The 20,398-nt window shown below is 60.8% G+C and carries 20 protein-coding genes; 7 read left to right on the top strand and 13 right to left on the bottom strand.

Annotated features, from left to right (window positions below; all coding sequences use genetic code 11):
* Window positions 1–689 precede the first annotated feature (689 nt).
* Both ACJD00_RS04385 and tdh read right to left on the bottom strand, forming a co-directional pair.
* Entirely contained in the window at window positions 690–1,904 is a 1,215-nt protein-coding gene (locus tag ACJD00_RS04385) for a glycine C-acetyltransferase (RefSeq protein ID WP_418908651.1), read from the bottom strand.
* A gap of 16 nt (window positions 1,905–1,920) precedes the next feature.
* Window positions 1,921–2,967, bottom strand: coding sequence for an L-threonine 3-dehydrogenase (gene tdh, locus ACJD00_RS04380; RefSeq protein WP_418908650.1), 1,047 nt, complete (start codon window positions 2,965–2,967; stop codon window positions 1,921–1,923).
* A gap of 138 nt (window positions 2,968–3,105) precedes the next feature.
* Here tdh and ACJD00_RS04375 point away from each other — a divergent pair, with 138 nt between their 5' ends.
* From ACJD00_RS04375 to ACJD00_RS04365, 3 genes are all read left to right on the top strand, one after another.
* Window positions 3,106–4,071: a LysR family transcriptional regulator gene (locus tag ACJD00_RS04375; RefSeq protein ID WP_418908649.1), complete on the top strand. Its 966-nt coding sequence runs from the start codon at window positions 3,106–3,108 to the stop codon at window positions 4,069–4,071.
* 9 nt (window positions 4,072–4,080) lie between these two features.
* Window positions 4,081–4,689, top strand: coding sequence for a GNAT family N-acetyltransferase (locus ACJD00_RS04370; RefSeq protein WP_418908648.1), 609 nt, complete (start codon window positions 4,081–4,083; stop codon window positions 4,687–4,689).
* A 251-nt stretch (window positions 4,690–4,940) separates the two neighbouring features.
* Window positions 4,941–5,984: a hypothetical protein gene (locus ACJD00_RS04365; protein WP_418908647.1), complete on the top strand. Its 1,044-nt coding sequence runs from the start codon at window positions 4,941–4,943 to the stop codon at window positions 5,982–5,984.
* A 109-nt stretch (window positions 5,985–6,093) separates the two neighbouring features.
* On the opposite strand, the gene ACJD00_RS04360 is transcribed toward ACJD00_RS04365, so the two are convergent.
* Window positions 6,094–6,921, bottom strand: a complete 828-nt coding sequence (locus ACJD00_RS04360) for an aldo/keto reductase (RefSeq protein WP_418908646.1) — start codon at window positions 6,919–6,921, stop codon at window positions 6,094–6,096.
* A gap of 85 nt (window positions 6,922–7,006) precedes the next feature.
* The gene (locus ACJD00_RS04355) at window positions 7,007–8,191 is read right to left on the bottom strand and encodes an MFS transporter (protein WP_418908645.1); all 1,185 of its coding nucleotides are present in this window, start codon (window positions 8,189–8,191) and stop codon (window positions 7,007–7,009) included.
* A gap of 113 nt (window positions 8,192–8,304) precedes the next feature.
* Here ACJD00_RS04355 and ACJD00_RS04350 point away from each other — a divergent pair, with 113 nt between their 5' ends.
* Window positions 8,305–8,751 (top strand): MarR family winged helix-turn-helix transcriptional regulator, encoded by a 447-nt coding sequence (locus ACJD00_RS04350; RefSeq protein WP_418908644.1) that lies wholly within the window; start codon window positions 8,305–8,307, stop codon window positions 8,749–8,751.
* A gap of 118 nt (window positions 8,752–8,869) precedes the next feature.
* On the opposite strand, the gene ACJD00_RS04345 is transcribed toward ACJD00_RS04350, so the two are convergent.
* On the bottom strand, window positions 8,870–9,766 hold the full coding sequence (locus ACJD00_RS04345; protein ID WP_418908643.1) for an aminoglycoside phosphotransferase family protein: 897 nt from the start codon (window positions 9,764–9,766) through the stop codon (window positions 8,870–8,872).
* A 9-nt stretch (window positions 9,767–9,775) separates the two neighbouring features.
* Window positions 9,776–10,366: an isochorismatase family protein gene (locus ACJD00_RS04340; protein ID WP_418908642.1), complete on the bottom strand. Its 591-nt coding sequence runs from the start codon at window positions 10,364–10,366 to the stop codon at window positions 9,776–9,778.
* A 243-nt stretch (window positions 10,367–10,609) separates the two neighbouring features.
* On the opposite strand from ACJD00_RS04340, the gene ACJD00_RS04335 reads away from it, so the two are divergent.
* Window positions 10,610–11,152: a HutD family protein gene (locus tag ACJD00_RS04335; protein WP_418908641.1), complete on the top strand. Its 543-nt coding sequence runs from the start codon at window positions 10,610–10,612 to the stop codon at window positions 11,150–11,152.
* Between the two features lie 13 nt (window positions 11,153–11,165).
* On the opposite strand, the gene ACJD00_RS04330 is transcribed toward ACJD00_RS04335, so the two are convergent.
* The 4 genes from ACJD00_RS04330 to gatC form a co-directional block, all read right to left on the bottom strand.
* Window positions 11,166–11,396 carry a hypothetical protein gene (locus ACJD00_RS04330; protein ID WP_418908640.1) on the bottom strand — a complete coding sequence of 77 codons (231 nt, stop codon included), beginning with the start codon at window positions 11,394–11,396 and terminating at the stop codon, window positions 11,166–11,168.
* Window positions 11,397–11,784: 388 nt separating this feature from the next.
* Entirely contained in the window at window positions 11,785–13,293 is a 1,509-nt protein-coding gene (gene gatB / locus ACJD00_RS04325; protein WP_418908639.1) for an Asp-tRNA(Asn)/Glu-tRNA(Gln) amidotransferase subunit GatB, read from the bottom strand.
* Between the two features lie 11 nt (window positions 13,294–13,304).
* Window positions 13,305–14,843, bottom strand: a complete 1,539-nt coding sequence (gene gatA, locus ACJD00_RS04320; protein ID WP_418908638.1) for an Asp-tRNA(Asn)/Glu-tRNA(Gln) amidotransferase subunit GatA — start codon at window positions 14,841–14,843, stop codon at window positions 13,305–13,307.
* 3 nt (window positions 14,844–14,846) lie between these two features.
* The gene (gene gatC / locus ACJD00_RS04315; protein WP_309408360.1) at window positions 14,847–15,143 is read right to left on the bottom strand and encodes an Asp-tRNA(Asn)/Glu-tRNA(Gln) amidotransferase subunit GatC; all 297 of its coding nucleotides are present in this window, start codon (window positions 15,141–15,143) and stop codon (window positions 14,847–14,849) included.
* Between the two features lie 205 nt (window positions 15,144–15,348).
* On the opposite strand from gatC, the gene ACJD00_RS04310 reads away from it, so the two are divergent.
* Window positions 15,349–15,954 (top strand): GNAT family protein, encoded by a 606-nt coding sequence (locus ACJD00_RS04310; RefSeq protein ID WP_309408362.1) that lies wholly within the window; start codon window positions 15,349–15,351, stop codon window positions 15,952–15,954.
* Here the strand turns inward: ACJD00_RS04310 and ACJD00_RS04305 are convergent.
* The 3 genes from ACJD00_RS04305 to ACJD00_RS04295 form a co-directional block, all read right to left on the bottom strand.
* Window positions 15,937–16,491 (bottom strand): maltokinase N-terminal cap-like domain-containing protein, encoded by a 555-nt coding sequence (locus tag ACJD00_RS04305; RefSeq protein ID WP_418908637.1) that lies wholly within the window; start codon window positions 16,489–16,491, stop codon window positions 15,937–15,939. The genes ACJD00_RS04310 and ACJD00_RS04305 overlap by 18 nt on opposite strands.
* A gap of 14 nt (window positions 16,492–16,505) precedes the next feature.
* A complete protein-coding gene (locus tag ACJD00_RS04300) occupies window positions 16,506–18,419 on the bottom strand; it encodes a penicillin-binding transpeptidase domain-containing protein (RefSeq protein WP_418908636.1) in 1,914 nt (637 codons plus the stop codon).
* A 90-nt stretch (window positions 18,420–18,509) separates the two neighbouring features.
* Complete coding sequence (locus ACJD00_RS04295) at window positions 18,510–19,040, bottom strand: GNAT family N-acetyltransferase (protein WP_418908635.1); 531 nt, start codon at window positions 19,038–19,040, stop codon at window positions 18,510–18,512.
* 206 nt (window positions 19,041–19,246) lie between these two features.
* Between ACJD00_RS04295 and ACJD00_RS04290 the strand changes: the two genes are divergently transcribed.
* Window positions 19,247–20,398, top strand: a complete 1,152-nt coding sequence (locus ACJD00_RS04290; protein ID WP_418908634.1) for an ROK family transcriptional regulator — start codon at window positions 19,247–19,249, stop codon at window positions 20,396–20,398.

Genomic DNA, 20,398 nt, shown 5'->3' with positions numbered 1-20,398 from the left:
GACGCGCTGCCGCCGCGTCGTGCGCGCGTAGAAGTGGCACCCCACGTCGGCAGGTACGGAACCAGCAAGCTAGCTACCGTCGTTACCACGTGTGCTGACTCTGCCCAGCCTGAGAGTCCCTATACATGCCGCGAACTTGCTCCTCGATACCCTGCAGGATCCGCACTTCCGGAATAGGAAGCCGGGCGAGCGCAAGCACTTCCTCGCCAACACCGGCGTTGGACTATTTTCGGGTTCTTGGACACGACGGACCATCACGTTAGGACGGGCCGCGCCTATTCGCGACGGGCCTGGGCTGATTCCGTGACCGCTCCTGTGGCGTGCACCGGCAAGCGGTCACGGAACTAGGGTCACCCAACCGTGGCATGGGAAATCTTCATCCCACAGATCAGTGCGGCGCTCGTTTGGTGTGGAACCTACCGAAAGATCCTGCCTCTTAATACCTGGCCTTTAGCGCCCGGCGCGTTCTGGTGGTGAGTTGGACATGGCTGGCGAAAGTTCTTTGCCAACGGCGACCGCTCCATTTCGATAGTCCAGAGCCATAGCCTGCTCGATGAGTTGACCGTTTCAGGCACACCGCCATCGAATGAATTGCGCGCGTTACCCATCCCGCCGGCAAGATTACCCCGTTAACACGAGTGGGTGCCCCCGTCATCGACGGGAGCACCCACTGAACAGTGTGCCGGTAACTATGCGTTCACGGCAGCGCGTGCCTCGCTAAATGCGCGCACACATGCATCAATATCCTCGGGCGAATGCGCCGCCGAAAGCTGGACGCGAATACGAGCTTCACCACGCGGGACCACGGGGAATGAAAACGCGGTGACGTAGACGCCGCGCTCAAGCATGGCGGCGGCGATCTTTCCGGCCAGCACCGCATCGCCAAACATCACTGGCACGATGGCGTGTTCCCCGTCGAGCAGTTCAAACCCGGCGTCGGTCATCTTGTTGCGGAAGAGCTCGGCGTTGGCCTGCAACCTTTCGCGCAGTTCTCCCGAACCAACTACAAGTTCCAAGGCCTTCAAGGTTGCCGCGACGATGGCCGGGGCCAGCGAGTTGGAGAACAGGTAAGGACGGGCCTTCTGGCGCAACATCGCAACGATTTCGCCACGTCCCGAGACGTAACCGCCCGAGGCGCCGCCCAGCGCCTTGCCGAAGGTACCGGTGTAGATATCTACGCGGTCCGAAACGCCAGCGTGTTCTGGGGTACCGGCTCCGGTAGCTCCCATGAAGCCCACCGCGTGCGAGTCATCGACCATCACCAGCGCGCCGTAGCGTTCTGCCAAATCGCAGATCTCTTGCAGCGGCGCCAGGTAACCGTCCATGGAGAACACACCATCGGTCACGATGATGGTGCGGCGTGCCCCGGCACCGTCATTGTGTTGCGCAGCGGCCTGCAGCTGACGCTCCAGGTCCTGCATATCCCGGTTGGCGTAGCGGAATCGGGCCGCCTTGGACAACCGGATGCCATCGATAATTGAGGCGTGATTGAGAGCGTCGGAAATGATCGCATCTTCCTTGCCGAAGAGCGATTCAAAGACTCCGCCGTTTGCGTCGAAGCAGCTGGAGAACAAAATGGTGTCCTCTGTACCGAGGAACTCGGAGACCTTGCGCTCAAGCTCCAGGTGCAGGTCCTGGGTGCCGCAGATAAAGCGCACCGAGGCCATGCCGAAGCCACGCTGATCCATCGCTTGCTTGGCCGCGTCAATAATGCGGGCGTCATCGGCCAGGCCGAGGTAGTTGTTGGCACAGAAGTTCAGCACATCGCCGGCCTGCTGACCCAGCTCACCGGCCTTGATGGCAGCCGACTGTGGCGAGTCGATGTGACGCTCGTGCTTGTAGAGCCCTGCGGTTTCCAGTTCGGCCAGCTCGCTGGCGAGCTGATCCTTGAGATCGGTATACATCTAAAACTCCCTTTGCTTAGAAGACGGTCCAGTCGAGCACAACCTTGCCGCCGACGCCGTTGCGCGCCGCGGCAAATCCCTGTTCCCATTCGGTGGCCGGGATAAAGTCGGTGACCACCGAGGCCACGCGTTCGCGAAGCACATCGGAGGAGGTCAGCATGGCGCTCATGGCGTACCAGGTTTCAAACATTTCGCGGCCATAGATGCCCTTGAGGGTGAGCATATGGGTGACCACCTTGCCCCAGTCGATATCGATGGACTCACTAGGCAAGCCGAGCATGCAGATCTTGCCGCCGTGGTTCATATTGTCGATCATTTCCGGCAGCGCGGTGCGGTGCCCGGACATTTCCATGCCGAAGTCGAAGCCTTCGCGCATTCCCAGTTCGCGTTGTGCGTCGCGGATTCGCGAGTTCGCCACGTTAATGGCTAGATCCGCGCCCATATCGCGAGCCAGTGCTAGGCGTTCCTCAGCGACGTCGGTGATAGCTACCTTGCGTGCACCGACATGGCGGGCGATAGCCACGGCCATCAAGCCAATGGGCCCGGCGCCGGTGATCAGGACGTCTTCACCCACCATCGGGAACTGTAGTGCGGTATGCACCGCATTGCCGAAGGGGTCGAAAATCGCTCCGAGCATTGGGGTGATACGTTCATCGTGGTGGACCCAGACATTGGCCTCCGGGATCACCACGAATTCGGCGAAGGCGCCGTCACGCTGTACACCCACGGAATTGACGTTGATGCACATCTGCTTCCGCCCCGCACGGCAGTTTCGGCACAGCCCGCAGACCACGTGGCCTTCACCGGAGACACGATCGCCCACCTTGACGCCCTGCACATCGGCGCCGACCTCGACGACCTCTCCGTAGAATTCGTGGCCAGGCACAAGCGGAGTGTTGATCATCGCCTTGGCCGCGTCATCATAGGCCTCAATGTGCAGGTCGGTACCGCAAATACCGGCGGTCATCACCTTGATTTTGACCTCCGACGCACCGGTGCTCGGTTCCGGGCGGTCGACAAGTTCCAGTCCGGCATGCGGTCCAGATTTATATAGTGCTTTCATTGCGTCGCGTCCTTTGCGGTGTGTGGCACAGGGTGCCGTGTCCCAAGCCATGGTTTCTTCCAGTCTGACACCGGGCCAACCCGTAAAACACCTAAGTTTGCCAGCGAATCTCTGATCTGATGATTTAGTGTTTACTTCATGGAACTGCACCAGCTTCGGATACTGCGGGAACTTGGGGACCTGGGGAGCGTTAATGCCGTAGCCAAGGCGCTCTACGTCTCGCCCTCCGCGGTGTCGCAACATCTAGCCGCGCTACAACGTGGATTCGATGCCCCGTTGACGCGTAAAGAAGGCCGCTCGCTGGTTTTAACCACGCAGGGGCAGTTATTAGCTACCGCGGCAGCCGCGGTAGCCTCGACTCTGGCCGAAGCCACCTCGAAGATTCATGCCCACGAGCAAGCGGTGGACACCCCCATTCGCGTCGCCGGATTCCACTCGATCGGTCAGACGATCTTCGCCCCGCTACTGACTACTTCCGACGGCCAGCTTCCACCGCTACGGTTCTTCGATGAAGATGTTTCCCAGCAAGACTTTCCCTCGCTCACCTCGAGCTACGATTTGGTGCTGGCGCACCGGATGCCGCACACCGCCCCATGGCCCTCGGACCGCGTGAGCGTCGTACCGTTGGCCTTTGAGCCGCTCGACATCGCCCTGCATCGCGACCATCCACTTGCCCGCTTCGAGAAACTCACCCCGGCTCAGGTCATCGATGAACCCTGGGTCGTCTCGAAGGGTGGCTACTCCCCTGCTGACGTACTTGAAACTATCGCCGCGCTGGCTGGCAGCGCCCCGCAGGTCGAACACCGGGTCAACGACTACGCCACGGCCGGCGCGCTAGTTCAAGCAAGTAACTGCTTGGGCATCTTGCCGCGTTTCACCGCCCGAAAGTCCTTGGACGACTCGGTGACTTTACGACCAATTCACGGACTCAATTCTGGTCGACAAATCGATCTTCTGGTTCGCGCCGAGCACTTGCATCGACGCCCTATCAACGAAGTCATTCATGCCATCCGCCGTACCGTTCGGCGCTTGGTGGGCACCGAGCACACCCGCGAAGGCACGGCCTCCAGCCACGCGTTTCCCGGGCCACCGACCGACGCTTAGACTTTTCCCATGACAAATATTGCCCCCGTCGTCCTGCGTGGAAAGTACGTAACGCTCGAACCACTGAGCCTTGAACACCACGACGGACTCGTCGCGGCCGCCAGCGATGGAGAGCTCTGGAACCTCTGGTACACCTCGGTACCGCGCCCAGAGCATATGCACGCGGAGATCGAACGTCGCTTAGCGATGCAAGAAGAGGGCAGCATGGTGCCCTTTACGACACGTCTAAATGACCCAGTCACCGGCGAGCCAGGCAAAATCATCGGGATGACTACGTATTGCGATATCAATCATGAACTGCCGCGACTGGAAATTGGCTATACCTGGAATGCTGCTAGTAGTCACGGCACGGGCAGCAACCCGGATAGCAAGCGACTGCTCTTGGGACACGCCTTTGAAACTCTAGGTTGCGTGGCAGTTGAGTTCCGCACGCACTGGATGAACATGCAATCGCGAACTGCCATTGCACGGCTCGGTGCCAAGCAAGATGGCGTGCTACGCGCGGATCGGCGGATGCCCGACGGCTCATTACGCGATACCGTCGTCTTCTCGATCCTCGCTTCGGAGTGGCCGCAAGTGCGTAGTGGACTGGATCTTCGAATCCAAAAGCGGCGCTAGCCTAGCGGATCATGCCCGGTTTCACCCCCCGGGCGTGATCCGCTAAATATTCCCGCAATTCATTGACCAGCACAGTTGATTAAATCTAATGTGAGCCACATCAGATATATCAATAGTTGATCAATGATGGGCCTAGTTAGGTCTCAGGGAGAATCAGTACGCAAATGGTAGAACAAAGCTCAGTCCCGCACACCCGACGTGCCGCGGGGAAGGTTCGTCTCGGTCGGGTTCTGACCTACGCCGGAGCGATCATGGCATTTCTCATCGGTTCAGGTTTCGCGACCGGACAGGAAATCCTGCAATACTTCACCTCCTACGGCTATCAGGGCATTGTTGGTACGGGCCTGCTGGTCGCAGCACTAATGACGTATGTAATTGTCGAATTCTTCACGGCGGGTCAGCGCTATCGATTCGACAAGCCGTCACAGATCTACCACTATTACTGCGGCAAGATTGGCGGCACCTTTTTCGACTACTTCTCGATCCTCTTTGTCTTCTTGAGCTTCACCGTTATGGTGGCAGGTGCTGGCGCCGTCTTCGAGGAACACTACGGACTCTCAAAATACATCGGCGGCATTGGCCTGGCGCTACTGGTGGCCGCCAGCGTGTGGTTCGGCCTGAAGTCACTTGTCGACATTATCGGCAAAATCGGGCCGCTGATCGTGATCATTGCAGTGGGCCTGGGCGTGCTGGGGATCCTACGCAATCCGCAGGGGATCTCCGAAGGCGCCATTCTCTTGCCATCATTAGAAGTAACTCAGGCCTCGAGCACCTGGTTCATGTCGGCGTTATCGTACGTAGGTTTCTGCATGCTGTGGCTCGCCGCCTTCCTTGCCGCCCTGGGTAAAACAGCACGCTCTAAGCGCGAAGCCGTCGCTGGCGGTTCGCTCGGCGCCTTGGCCTTCTCGGCCGCCTGCATCATCGTCGCACTGAGCCTACTGGCCAATATCACGCGGGTTGCAGGAACTGAGATACCCATGCTCGTACTGGCGCAGGACGTGAGTCCGCTTCTAGCCTCGGGCATCTCGGTCATGATCCTGACGGGCATCTACACCACGGCGGTGCCCTTGCTTTGGACAGTCTCCTCGCGGTTCTTCACCGAAGGCACCAGACAGTTCAAGTCCGCCACCGTAGCCTTAGCGGCGCTCGGTACGCTGATCGGTTTAGCCGTACCGTTTAGCCAGATGGTTAATGTCGTGTATGTCATCAACGGCTACGTCGGGGTCGCTCTACTCATCCTGATGCTAGTCAAAACAGGACGCCGCCTGGCCACGAAGGATCGCGATCTAACCTAACCCGCCCCAGGTACCGGGCGGCGCCTGATAAAACTCACATGTTGGGAGTCGGGCGCTGCCCAAAAATTTCGTGAATTCACGCAACGTCCAACTCACCTCCAACGCTGGGTTAGCCCATGAAGAAATCCGGATGTGGTCCGGTGCGCTCGTCGCGATCTAGCATGTCTATGGACACCAGCTCCCCTTGACTCAGTTCAAATCCAAACAGGTCCAAATTCGATGCAATGCGCGTAGGTGTCACCGATTTCGGGATGACCACCCGCCCCTGCTGCACGTGCCAACGTAAAATCACCTGAGCAGCACTTACACCATGCTTATGAGCGATCTGGAGAATCGTTGGCTCCGTTAGCATCGCCCCTTGAGCCAATGGACTCCACGCCTCGGTAGTTACGCCATAGCGGCTGTTCACGTCGATGACTGAACGATTTTGTAACGCCGGGTGTAGTTCCACCTGGTTAATCGCCGGGACTACATCCGCACGTTCGATCAAAGCCTCCAAGTGCACAGGCTGGAAGTTTGAAACACCGATGGCTCGGATTTTCCCCTCTCTATACAGCGTCTCCATGGCCTTCCAAGAAGCCGCATAAAGGTCATTGGCTGGAGCGGGCCAGTGGATCAAATACAAATCCAAGTACTCAAGCCCCAATAGTTGCAGTGACTGCTCGAAGGCCTTCAAGGTTTGGTCATAGCCCATATCTTCGATCCAAAGCTTCGAGGTGACGAACAGTTCCTCGCGGCGGATGCCAGACCTGGCCAACGCGTTCCCCACGCCGCATTCATTGCCGTAGATTGAGGCGGTGTCAATGCTCCGATAACCGGCGTCGAGCGCAGTAGTCACCGCGGCGGTAGTTTCTGCATCGGACACTTGGAAAACGCCGAATCCTACTTGCGGCATCTCGACGCCGTTGTTCAGTGTGATTCGTGGTGTGTTTGTCATTGGTGAGGCTCCTAGAGATCGGATGGATCGCTTAATTGAAAAGTGAAAAGAGAAAGTCAGGTTTACGGAAACTCGCTGAATCGAGCTAACCTACCGGCATCAAACCTGATTGACGCGTTTGCTTGTTGCGCCGTGCTAGCGTCGCCGCGAAGAGCACCACGAGCAAGGCAAGACCGGTGATCCCGGCACCGATCCAAATCGGCGAGACGTAACCAAGCCCTAGGGCAATGCCTACCCCACCAGCCCAAGCTCCGAGGGCATTACCCACGTTGAAAGCCCCAATATTGGCGCCCGAGGCGAGCGTCGGAGCGTTGCCGGCATATTGCATGATTCGGCTTTGCAGTCCTGCTACGTTACCGAAACCAAAGCCCCCCATGAGGAAGAGCGCGATCACCGTAGCGGTCTGGCTGGAAGCTAAGGCACCGAAGCCGACCATGACAATTAGCAAGGCACCGGTAAAGATCGACAAAGTGCGGTCAATACTGCGGTCGGCCAAACGACCACCGATCCAATTACCTGCGAAGAGTCCTACGCCAAACAGAACCAAGAGCCACGGCACCATCTCCGAGGAAAACCCCGAAACCTCCGTCAACGTGTAAGCAATATAGGAGAAAGCCCCGAACATCCCGCCATAGGCCAAAATCGTCATACTCAGCGACAGCCACACCTGCAGCGAAGCAAATGCGCCAAGCTCCCTGCGCAGGGAGACGGATTCAGGTTCGTGCCGTAGTACGGGGACGAGCCACATGATGCCGAGCAGTGAGATGATTCCGATTCCGGAAATTACCCAGAAGGTCGCCCGCCACCCGGCCTGCTGTCCGAGGAACGTACCAAAGGGAACGCCCAGCACATTGGCCGCGGTCAAGCCAGTGAACATTATGGCGATGGCACGGGACTTTTTGTCCTCCGACACGAGATCGGCGGCCACCACCGAACCGATGCCGAAGAATGCACCGTGGCACAAGGCAGCCACCACGCGACCGAGCATGGCCACGCCGTAGCTTGGTGCAATAGCCGTGAGGGTATTGCCAACAATAAAGAGAACCAAGAGGCCCAACAGCACCGGCTTGCGCGGCAAACGCACTGAAGCTGCAGTGAGTCCGAGTGCTCCAAAGACAACACTAAGCGCGTACCCCGAAATCAACGATCCGGCCGTCGCTTCACTAATACCAAAGTCGCCAGCCACCTCAGGCAGTAGCCCCATGATCACGAACTCGGTCAACCCGATGCCGAATGCCCCTAGGGCCAAGGCAATGAGACCCAATGGCATATCATCACTCCTGCTAAACTTGAAGAATAGTTGCAGACGCGTGTTATTGCGTCGATGCAGATAATAGTTGCACACGCAATTAGTGCGCGCAAGCAATAACCTTGGAGGTAGGTATGGGAATTGCAGACGACGCCGTCGAAATCCGCGCCCGAGGGTGGCGAACATTGGCGGCTTTACATGGCATTATCGAGGCCGCTCTAGAAAAAGACCTAGGTGCCCAAGTGGGACTTTCTGTGGTGGAGTACACATTGCTTGATGCCCTCAGCCGTCAGGACGGTTGGCACATGCGCATGGCCCAACTAGCTCGAGCTACCGCTCTAAGTCCCAGCGCCACCACACGCTTGGTGAACCGGCTGGAAGATCGTGGGCTGCTCTCCCGGGTCTTGTGCGACGATGATCGGCGCGGAATCTACACAGAATTGACCGCCTCAGGACGCGAGCTATATGAGCGCGCCACCCCGGTCCACGACGAAACCCTCAAGCGGGTACTTTCCGAGGCGGAACAACGTGAAGAATTAGCACCTGTCGTTCACCTGCTTCAGCGCCTTCCGTCGGCTTGAACCCTCACGATTAGCCGGATGACGCTCCGCGTCGCCACGGGAGTTCAGAGACACCGGCCTATGCACTCAGGAATTCAATATGCATCCCGCGGTCGCCTGTGTATGGACTAGCGATCGATCAGAGCAACGAAAAGCTCTCACGCCCCACCGCACCCAGCAGGTCATCGGCGGGCAGGCCCCGAATCAGCAAGGTGTACCGCAGTGCCCAGGCTCGTGCTCGTAGCCATGTATTTCCACCGTGCTCGTAGCCCAATGCGGCGAGCGCTACGTCTCGCACCGCCGGACTGAAATGCAGCCAGAGCATCCCGAGATCTGAGGCAGGATCTCCGATGCATAGGTCTCCGAAATCGACCAGTCCTACGAAGTGCCCGCCGTGCGCCGCAACGGTGGCAATAGTGTTGTGTGGGTGCGGATCGCCGTGGAGCCAACGTGGTGCCGCGTCAAAGGGTTCCGCGCCCCGGCCCGCCTCCCAGATTTCTCGTGCCTTGGCCTGCTCACGTCCGTTCAACTGCGCGATCTGCTCAGTGGTGCGCTCGTCGAGACTCGCTAGGGCGCAACCCCGAAACGCACTTCGCGGCCCTTGTGAGGCCGGCACATGCAGACGGGAGAGTTGCGATGAAAACTCTGGGGCATAGCAATCCCGCTCCTCGCGGCTGAGCGTGGCGGCACTCCTACCCGGAACGTACCGGGTGATGCTCATGGTGAAGGGGTAGTAGTCGGTCGGGCGACCTTCGAACAAGACCTCCCCCACGGCCAGGCCGGTGTCTTGTGCGAGAACGGGCAACCACGTCCGTTCTTTGCGCCCGATCTCCTCCCCGAGTTCCCGCCGCGGTAACCGAAGCAGAAATTGCTCGCCCAAGCGATAAACCACGTTATCCCAGCCGGTGGCGACGTAGCGGAGCTCGTAGGCGGCAAAGTGCGCTGCTTGTTCTTGAAGTAATCGGCTGGCCAGATGGTGATCGATCTGGACCGTAGCGGCAGGCATCCGAGTCACGGCGGGCGGGGTAGGCTTCATCTGCTCATGCTATGTCAGGAACCCGGTCGCCAAGCTATCAACGCCGCCGGGAAACTCGATGGCGTCGTGGTTGGTGACGGCAAAACGCTGACCCGGGTAACGAAGGCCGGAGACATACATGTTGGTGTGCGCAATGATCTGCTCGGCGCTGATGTCCACTCCGCCCCAGGTGCTGTCGCAAGTTGTGTGGGCATCGGCCACCAGGGTTACGTCATAACCTTCAATCGCGGCCCGTTGCACGGTGGTTCGGACGCAGAAATCACTCTGGGCACCACTAATCACAAGGTGCCGGGCACCCAATCTCTCCAGGGTTTGGCTAAGTGCGGTGTCCGTGAAGGAATCACGGTAGCTCTTCCGGATCACTGCCTCATCCCTCATAGTGGCCAGTGGATGCACGAGTTCCCACTTCGGTGTGCCGACACCCACCGGATCATGAAACACCCACACGACCGGTACCCCTTGTTCACGTGCCCGCTCCACCAGTGCGGCCACACGCATCGTCACTTCATCTTCGGCCAGGCAACCGGGCACCACACCTTGCTGCATATCGATGACGAGCAACACCGTCGATCCCTCGTGCTCCGTATCCGTGACTCTCATCCATTTGTCCCTTCGGCCCACGACCTGCTGTTCACCTATCAATCTACTCGCCCGCTAAGGCGCTGGCGGATGCTGACGCTCTCCCCCGGAAACCACCTGGGCCCGCGAGGACATAGAAGATTCAGAAATGGCGGGCCATGCGCACAAGTGGAACGATAACTGTGCGCCCGCACGTGTCCCCGCAGGAGGCGCATCCGAAAACTAGGCAACTGTCGATGGTGACAGTGCAAAGGAGCCTGCCTCATGAATAGCCCAGTCTTCATCGACTACACCGCGGTGACGCCACAGCCCTGGAAGAACGGGCGTGGCATCACACGAAATCTCTTCGACGACAGCGACCGAGCGGGTCAGTGGAGTTGGCGAATCAGTATCGCCGAAATCACCGGGACGCAGCCCTATAGCCGCTACCCCGGTGTGCGGCGCGGTCAGGTCGCCCTCGGCCCAGGTGCCGTCGAACTGACCCTCAACGGCGAAATCACCGAGCTTCCGGTGGAGGGCACCATCGTCTTTGACGGCGAAGAGGAGGTCTCAGCCACCCCACACGGCGAAGGCTTTCTCGATCTCAACGTCATGGTCGCCCGGGCACGGTGGACACCGCACGTGAGCATCGTTCACGATCCGGAACTGCAAGTCCCCGAGGACGGCATCTGGGTAGTGGTGGCATTGGAAGATTCCTGTACGTTCGGTGATCAGCGTTTCGATCGCCTCGATGCACTCCTGCTCACCTCTGGCGCGCATAGTGGGGTGGGACGTTTCGTCCTGGCTCGCATTATCCCTGCACGCTAACCGGCCGGTTGGGCTACTGAAGCTCCGGCACTATCTCAAGTGCTCGAGCTGGTTCGGCACAGGCGGTGCGATGAATCGAAGCCTCCGAGGACTTCAGGCGGTTATTCACGCCGGTGTCATCGCACCAATCCAATGCGTCGGGCATCGCCAAGACCGTGGCCGTACCCGTCTGGGTTCTGTCCGGGATGACGAAAGTGAATTCGAAGGCACCGGCGTCGCTCATCTCGGCGGTCGTGTTCAGCACCTCTGCACCCGACGCATCCGTGAGTACCACTCGAACCTTCGCGTCTTCTCCGTAACTCGGATTGCAGGTCGCAGCTTGTGCGGAGACTGTCACCTCCTCACCCACGCGAGAGCTGGAGGGTTCGACCACGAATTCCGGCGGATTGCACGGAGGCGGGACGGGATCCGGCGCGGCACAGGCTACGACCGAACCGAGCAACAGTGCGAGGGTTCCACACGTACTCGCGACTCGAGTATGCCACGACCTTCGCGGCACCGAACGGGCGACTCTCATTTTCACAGCGTAATGCGCGACGCCCGCCCTGTGTACCGGTAACTGATTTCAAATAGCGCAAAGCCCGCGTTCCCTAGCTGGGAACGCGGGCTCGCTACGAAGCTTCGGCTGCGTGCTAGAGCCCCAGCTTCTCCATGACAATTTCGCGTACGCGACCGGCGTCGGCCTGTCCACGGGTTGCCTTCATGACCGGGCCCATCAGGGCGCCGATGGCCTGCAACTTGCCGCCCTTGATCTTTTCGACCACGTCGGGCATGGCGGCGATGGCATCGTCCACGGCCTTGCCAAGCGCGCCCTCGTCGTTCACCACGGCCAGCGAACGCTTCTCGACGATTTCGCTCGGAGTACCTTCTCCGGCGAGCACGTATTCGAGAACCTGACGGGCGATCTTGTCGTTGATCTTCTTCGCGTTGATCAGCGAGTCCAGCTCCACGATGGTCTGCGGGGTGACGCCGAGATCGGCGATCTCCTTATCCGCTGCCTTGGCCAGGCGGGCAATTTCGCCCATCCACCATTTGCGGGCTACCGCGGCCGAAGCACCGGCGGCGATGGTCGCCTCGATCTCGTCGAGAACACCGGCGTTGACCACGTCACGGAATTCCTTATCCGCGTAACCCCACTCGGCCTTCAGACGCTTGCGGCGCTCGGACGGTGGTTCCGGCAACCGGGCGCGCAGTTCCTCGATCCACTCGGCGGTGGTGACGATCGGGACCAGATCCGGCTCCGGGAAGTAACGGTAGTCATCGGCGTCCGACTTCGGGCGACCCGAGGTCGTGGAACGGGTGTCCTCGTGCCAGTGACGGGTTTCCTGCAGAATGCTCTGCCCGGACTCCAACACGGCGGCGTGACGTTCGATCTCGAAACGCACGGCATGCTCGACGGCGCGCAGGGAGTTCACGTTCTTGGTTTCGGTACGGGTACCGAACTTTTCCGCGCCCTTGGGCATCAGCGAAACGTTGGCATCGCAGCGCACGTTGCCGCGTTCCATCTTGGCATCCGAAACACCCAGATTCTTCACTATCTCGCGGATGGCCGCCACATAAGCGCGCGCCAGTTCCGGGGCACGCTTACCGGCCCCGACGATCGGCTTGGTGACGATCTCAACCAGCGGCACACCGGCACGGTTGTAGTCCACCAGCGAGTAGTCGGCCCCCTGAATACGACCCGCGGCGCCGCCCATGTGGGTCAGCTTGCCGGCGTCTTCTTCCATGTGGGCACGTTCGATCTCGACCCGGAAAACTTCCCCGTCCTCGAGCTCGATGTCCAGGTAGCCGTCGTGGGCGATCGGGTCATCGTACTGCGAGGTCTGGAAGTTCTTCGGGGTGTCCGGGTAGAAGTAGTTCTTCCGGGCAAAACCGCACTTCTCGGCGATCTGGCAGTTCAGGGCCAGGCCGATCAGGATCGAGTACTCCACGGCCGTCTTGTTGACCGTCGGCAAGACACCGGGCAGCCCCAGGTCGACCGGGGTGACGTTGGTGTTCGGAGCGTCGCCGAAGGCGTTGGGCGCATCGGAGAACATTTTGGTTTTGGTGTTCAGTTCGACGTGGACCTCAAAGCCCAGCACCGGATCGTACTTTTCTAGTGCTACGTCGAAATCGACCAATTCATCGGTGTAGTTAGCCATTGAAGAAAGCCCTAGCCCTTCTGCCCGATCGTGGCGGCGTCGATGGACGGCGCCTGCGAAATGAAGCTGTGACCGCTGCGCTGTTCCAGCAGGGTCTCCAGCGCGGCACCGACCTTGTAAAGGCGCTTGTCCTCATAGGCCGGGGCCAGGAACTGGATGCCCACCGGCAGCCCCTCGGACAGACCGCCTGGCACCGTGATGCCCGGAACGCCGGCGAGGTTGGCCGGGATGGTGGCCACATCGTTCAGGTACATGGCCAGCGGATCGTCGGTCTTCGAACCGAGTTCGAAGGCCACGGTCGGCGCGGTTGGGGAGATCAGCACGTCGGCGGCCTCGAAGGCGGCGTCGAAGTCACGCTGAATCAAGGTGCGCACCTTCTGGGCCGACCCGTAGTAGGCATCGTAGTAGCCGGCCGACAGGGCGTAGGTACCCAGGATGATACGGCGCTTGACTTCGTCACCGAAGCCGGCGGCACGGGTAGCACCCATGACGCGCTCGATGGTCATTGGGCCTTCCTCGGGCAGTACACGGTTGCCGTAGCGCACGCCGTCGAACTTGGCCAGGTTGGAGGAAACCTCCGAGGGCATGATCAGGTAGTAGGCACCCAGTGCGTACTTGAAGTTCGGGCAGGAGACCTGAACGATTTCTGCGCCGGCGGCCTTGAGCAGTTCGAGGGATTCCTCGAAGCGTGCCTGAACGCCTGGCTCATAGCCTTCGCCCTGCAGTTCTTCGATGATGCCCACGCGCACGCCGGTCAGATCCCCCGCGGTGCCTTCCACCGCGGCGGCTACGAGACCGTCGAGGGTATTGGGCAGCGAGGTGGAGTCCTTCGGGTCATGCCCGCCGATGAGTTCCTGCAGCAGCGCCGAGTCGAGCACGGTGCGGGAGACCGGGCCGATCTGATCCAGCGAGGAGGCCATGGCGATCGCCCCGTAACGGGACACCGCGCCATAGGTGGGCTTCACGCCCACGGTGCCGGTGACCGCACCGGGCTGACGGATCGACCCACCGGTGTCGGTGCCCAATGCCAGCGGTGCTTCGAAGGCTGCCACGGCAGCGGCCGAGCCACCACCGGAGCCACCCGGGATACGGTTCAGGTCCCATGGGTTGCGGGTCACGCCAAAGGCGGAGTGCTCGGTGGAGGAACCCATGGCGAACTCGTCAAGGTTGGTTTTGCCGAGCATGGGCAGCTTCGCGGCTCGGATCTTTTCGATCACGGTCGCGTCGTAGGGGCTCATCCAGCCCTCGAGCATTTTCGAGGCGGCGGTGGTCGGCTGCCCCTTGGTCACGATCAGGTCCTTGATCGCGATCGGCACACCGGCCAACGGGTGCAGGGCCTGGGCGGCTTCTCCCCCGGCGGCGCGAATGGCATCGACCTCGGCGGCTACGGCGAGCGCTTCCTCGGCGTTGACATGCAAGAAGGCGTTGATGGCACCGTCGACTTCGGCGATGCGGTCCAGGTGCGCCTGCACGGCCTGCACGCTGGTGACCTCACCGGAGTGCAGCTTGGTGGCCAGTTCGCTGGCGGAAAGGTGAATCAGCTCGCTCATGGATTACTCCCCATCCAAAATTGCCGGGACCTTGAAGCGGTCCGAGTCCGAATCCGGAGCGTTGAGCAGGACCTCGTCGATGCTCAGCGTCTGCCCCACCACGTCCTCACGGAACACATTATTCAGCGGAATCGGGTGGCTGGTGGCTGGGATATCGGAGGAGGCGACTTCGCTGACAGATGCGATGGCATCGACGATCACGCCGAGTTCGCCGGTCATCTTATCCAGCTCTGCGTCGCCCATCTCGATGTGGGCCAATCGTGCCAGATGCACGAGGTCCTCACGGCTGATGGCAGACATATATCTCCCTGAAAGTGGGCGGTTGGTTTCAGCTATAAGTCTAGCCCGTACGGCCCGATTCGACCCGATCGGCGGGCTGCGGGCGGCCGATCCGTTGGACACAGTTCTCTGTGGTGCGGTTGGAAGCTGCATAACGGTGGCACCGGGGCTCATGGACCCGGCGGTGCACCGCTGGGTCACCGGCGCGATATGACAGGATCGGATCATGAGGATCAATCGTTTCACGGACACGGAGATGGCACAGGACTTCGGGCGCACCTTGCTCAGTGATTCGGTGGTGACCTTGCGTGAACTGCAGGAACAGGACCTGCCACTGCTGGCCGCTTGGTGGAATGATCCCGAATGGGCGGTCGTGCAGCAGCGTACGGTCAAGCCGCGCCCCGAACGTCCGGTAACCGAGATGTTCGCCGACTGGAGCGTGAATCGGCCCGGCGATGCCAATTGCGGGTTTAGCATCGTCACGGCACAGAACAGTCAGTTGATCGGTCATGTCACCTTGTACGGCGCGAGCTTCATGCACCGTGCGGCAGAGTGTTCAATCCTCATCGGACCAGAATTCACCGGCCGCGGCTACGGCCCGAAAGCGCTGGCCCTGATCTTAGGCTACGGCTTTCGAGAATTGGGCCTGCACCGGGTGGGCGTGAAGGTACACGCATACAACCGCCGCGCCGTGCGCGCGTATTTGAAGGCTGGTTTCGTTCATGAGGGAACCGAGCGCGAGTCGATATTCCGCAATGGGCGTTTTTACGACATGTTGAGCCTCAGCATGCTCTCCAGCGACTACTTCGCGGGTTTAGCTCAGACTGAGTAGCGCCCCGCGCCGCTCGCGACCCGACGCGTCGTACCAGAACCCCTCCACATAGGCTCCGGTAACCGGTGTCGAGCTCAGCACACGGCAAATCTGCCCCGTACGCTCGGTTCCGGACACCGAGATCAACCGTACTCGCGGTTCCTCGGTGTCCGACTCCTGCTGATGCTGCGGCACACACCGCCCGGCGACAAGGTCGGCCACAACCCGATGCCAGAGCGGGTCGCCGGCCGCATCGTAGATGTAGCGGGTACCGAGGACGCCGTGTTCGGAGGTACCGATCAGCGACGCTTCGGCCCCCTCCAACGGTGCTTCCCGGTAGCTCATGGGTAGCGCGTAGATCGTTTCACCCTCTGGTCGCCGATCCGCCATAATTCGGAACTCCAGTCCGACCTTTCCGGCGGGATCCTCGAGACGGAACCCTCCGGCGTCCACCAGCTCAGGCTGTCCCTGCCCGCAGTAGAAGTCCTGCTGTGGGAGCCACCGCGTGAGCAATTCGTTCTTACTTGGCGTCATGGTCGTCTGATAGATGGTGCCCATGCAGGCCTCCTTGTCTACTTGTTGATCGCCGTCAGCAGGTCGCGCACCAAGGGACCGGCGGTGTGTGACCCGCCTTCGCCATCCTCAACGAAGGCCGCGACGGCCAGGTCGCCCTGAACCGCGATGGTCCAGGCATGGGCGTTTCGGTCGCTGTCGTATTCGGCGGTTCCGCTCTTACCGATCACCTTTGGACCGGGCACATCTTTCAGGAGCGTGAGCGTGCCATGGTCGACGACCTGAGCCATCATTGAGGACAGGTCTTTAGCTTCCTCGGCGCTCAGTTCGCTGGTTGCGGCCTCTGGCTTCTTGGGTTCCGGAGAAGTGACCAGCACCGGTTGGACAGTGTGCGCGGCGGCCACCGACGCGGCTACCGTAGCCATGCCCAGCGGCGACGCCTGCACGACGCCCTGCCCGATCATATTTGCTGCCCGTTCGGTACCCGTCGAATCGCTGGGTACCTCGCCGAGGAAGGCGCCGGCTCCGGTCCCATCTTCCCCGGTGAGTCCAAGGGCGGCGGCAGCTTCGGCAAGTTGCTTGCCCCCGACTTGCTCACCGGCGGCAAGGAAGACGGTGTTGCACGACTGGGCGATGGCCTCGGAGAGCGGAATACTGCCCAGTTGCGCGGAGGGATACCCGTCGAAGTTCTTGAATTCTCGTCCGTCCACGCTCAACGTCGCGGGGCACTGCACCGTACTCTTCGGGGTCTTCCCCTCACGCAACATGGCCAGGGCACTGACAATCTTGAAGGTGGAGCCCGGGGCGTAGCGTGAAGTCAAGGCAGTGTTTTGCGGATTGTCGGCAGGACCCGAGGCCGCCGAGAGAATGGCACCGTCCGAGGGACGCAGCACGACTAGGGCACTGGTGGAATCGGTCTTTGCCACCAGCTTCTCCGCAACGCCCTGAATTTTGGCGTCAAGGGTAATCTCCAAATCCTCACCGGCCACCGGCTCCTTGGAGAACAGTTCTTCCTGCTTCTGACGTTTGGCGTCGTAGCGGGAGATGGTGATCCCCTTGGTACCGGCCAAGGTCTTGTCATAGGAGTACTGCAGCCCAGAAATTCCGGTCTGGTCCCCGGCCGCGAGTCGCCCGTCCGACTTCTCGATGAGTTCGGCGGTAGCCTGCCCGACGGTACCCAAAATATCCCGGGCGAAATCGCGAGTCGGCGCCAGGGGCAGTTCGTCCTTGGTGGCCACTGCTCCGGCGATCGCATGCACCTTGGCATCGGTGGCTTCGCGCTTGTCGTCATCGCGTAGCACGATGGCTTGGACCCACGCCTTGTCGCCGGCGGCCAGGACCTTTTGCGCGTAGGTGTCGGCATCGATCTCTACGAGTTTGGCAAGCTTGCGCGCCGAGTTTTCCCACTGGTCCGATTCGGCGCGAGTCTTGTCGATGCCGATGCGCACCACGGGGCGCGGCTTGACGAGCTTCTCGCCTCCGGCGCCGATAATCGACCCGCGCTCGGCCGCTGTGCCGACCGCGGCCAGATACTCTCCGTCGTTCAGGTCCGGGGCGAGCAACTCGGTATCGAAGCGTAGCTTCCACTGCTCGGCCGCGTCATCGTATTCGAAGGTGGCCGTGGTGTCATAGGCCAGATCCTGGTCGGTTGCGTCGACATCCCACACGGTGTGGACCGTGGCGGTGGCAGTTGGTGGACCATCGCCTTTGTCTTCATCTGCGGCGACCTGCCCGATGCTGTGACTGTGCGGCATTTTCTTCATCGGCCCGTAAGCGTGCTCGAGCGCTTCCTTCGCTTCGGCTGCGTCGGTGGCCAGTAGCGGCACCTGGCTAAAGTCTCCCGAGGACAGGGCGGAGGCCAGCGCTTCGGCGGCCGGTGCCGGATCTGGCGTCTTGGCCGAACAGGAGACGAGAGAGCTGGCCACCAAGGCGGATACGGAAAGCGTCAGGACGCTGCGTGAAAGTCGGCGCATGGCCTTAGTCTAAGGAAGTGAATGTCTACAGACAATCCGAGGCGAGGAAAACTACCCCGCTGTGACTTGAGCAGAAAATGGCTGACGTCGTTACACTTTGAGCGTGTAGACCACCAGATGGACCTGCGTGCCCGGTACCGTCCAGTCTCGTTCCTGTCGGTGCGTGAAGCCTAGGCGTTCGTAGAGCGCCCGTGCCCCCAGCCAATCGGCACCGGTGGTCAGCGAGACGGTATCGACATCGTGCAGTTTGCGGGCCCGCTCAATGGTGGCTCGCACCAGTAAGCGCCCCACACCGGCTCGCTGAATCTGGGGGTCCACCGCCAGCATCCGGATCTCGAGCTCTCCGGGTCGAGCAATATCCGCGTAGCGGCTACCGTAACGAATCAGGGTCATCGTGCCCACCACATGCCCCTGCTGCCGGGCCACGAATACCTCGCAGTGGGCGGCACGATCGGCTACTTGTCGCACCACATCGAGATACGCATGCTGCGGGTCATCAAAATACCCGGCGGCGAGGTAGGAGCGCGCCACTAAGTCGCCGACGGCGGGGTAGTCATCCGGCTTGGCCAATTCGATACACAAGTCCGGGGCCGTCGCCCCGGTATTCTGCAACTCAGTCATGATGCTCATAGTCTGCCAGCGTCGCGTGAAAAATGTATATCTCGCCAGCCGCACCCGCAGCGATCGCGACGGTTTTCGTATCCACTGGTGAGGATGGATTTTGGCGGCACGATCCGACGGTGCTCCCGCGCTGCGGCGTAACTTCAGGAGCGCGAATTACCCCAAGGCACTTGCCGAGCAATTGTTAGTATAGTTAACTAACTGTCATGAAGAGCTCTCCCGGCCCACGACGTGACCTGGCGCGCCGCACCGCCTCACTTCCGGCGCATGGACGCGAACTAAACCTTTCGCTGTTACTCCAGCACCTGCACACCCAGGGCCCCATGAGCCGCGCCGAGCTGGCCCGCGCCTCTGGTCTGACCCGGGTGACCATCTCGGATCTGGTCAGTGAGCTGCTGACCCGTGGCCATGTGGTGGAACTCGGCCAGAACGCTCAGGGGCGGCCCGGCAAACCCGCGATCATGCTCGATTTGAACCGGACCGGCCTACAAATTATCGGCATCGACCTTGCCGATTCCGCGGTGATGCGTGCGGCGGTCATGGATCTCGACGGCAACATCCTCACCCGCATTCAGCTACTAACCAACGACGAAACGGGTCAACAGGCGGCAGCCCAGGTCATCGAACTGACCACCAAAGCTATCGCCGCGGCCACCGAAAAGATCATCGGTATCGGCGTGGGAAGCCCGGGCATCGTGTCCGACGCGGGCGTCATCCTCACCGCACCGAACTTCGGTTGGAAAGACTTCGACCTCCACACACTGCTGGAGTCGAGGTTCAATCTGCCGGTGGTCGTCGGCAATGACGCCGACTGCGCCGTCATGGGCGAACACACCTTTGGAAGCGGTGGCTCGCATATGATGCTGGTCAAGATCGGGCGCGGTGTCGGCTGTGGGTCGATCGTCAACGGCACCCCAGTGCGCGGGGCAAACTCGGCCTCCGGCGAAATCGGCCATGTGGTGGTCGGCACCGACCAAGGCCCGGAGTGCGACTGCGGGCGCCGCGGCTGCGTGGAGTCCTATACCGCGATCCCGGCCCTGCGCGCGGCGTTGGGCCAGCAGCCAGCATCCGGCGACAAGGAAGCCCACCGGCGTGCGGTGCTACACGGCGCCGGAGAACGACTCGGGATTGCCTTGGCTCCGGTGGTCTCGGTACTGGATATCGAAAACCTCGTGCTCGCGGGTCCGGCCGAGTATATCGATGCCGACGTACTTGGCGCGGTGCGGGAAACCATTGCGGCGCGCACCAATACTGAACAGCGTCCCCGCTTCGAGGTCCAGCTCTGCGAACACCCCGATGACATTGTGCTGCGTGGCGCGGCGGTCAACGTGCTCTTTGAGCAACTCGGTGTGGCCTGA

Origin of the sequence: Glutamicibacter endophyticus (genome assembly GCF_048457885.1) — a bacterium.
In the GTDB taxonomy this organism is placed as follows: domain Bacteria; phylum Actinomycetota; class Actinomycetes; order Actinomycetales; family Micrococcaceae; genus Glutamicibacter; species Glutamicibacter endophyticus.
The sequence above is the reverse complement of the archived record's forward strand: the minus strand, read 5'-3'. Positions and strand labels throughout refer to the sequence as shown.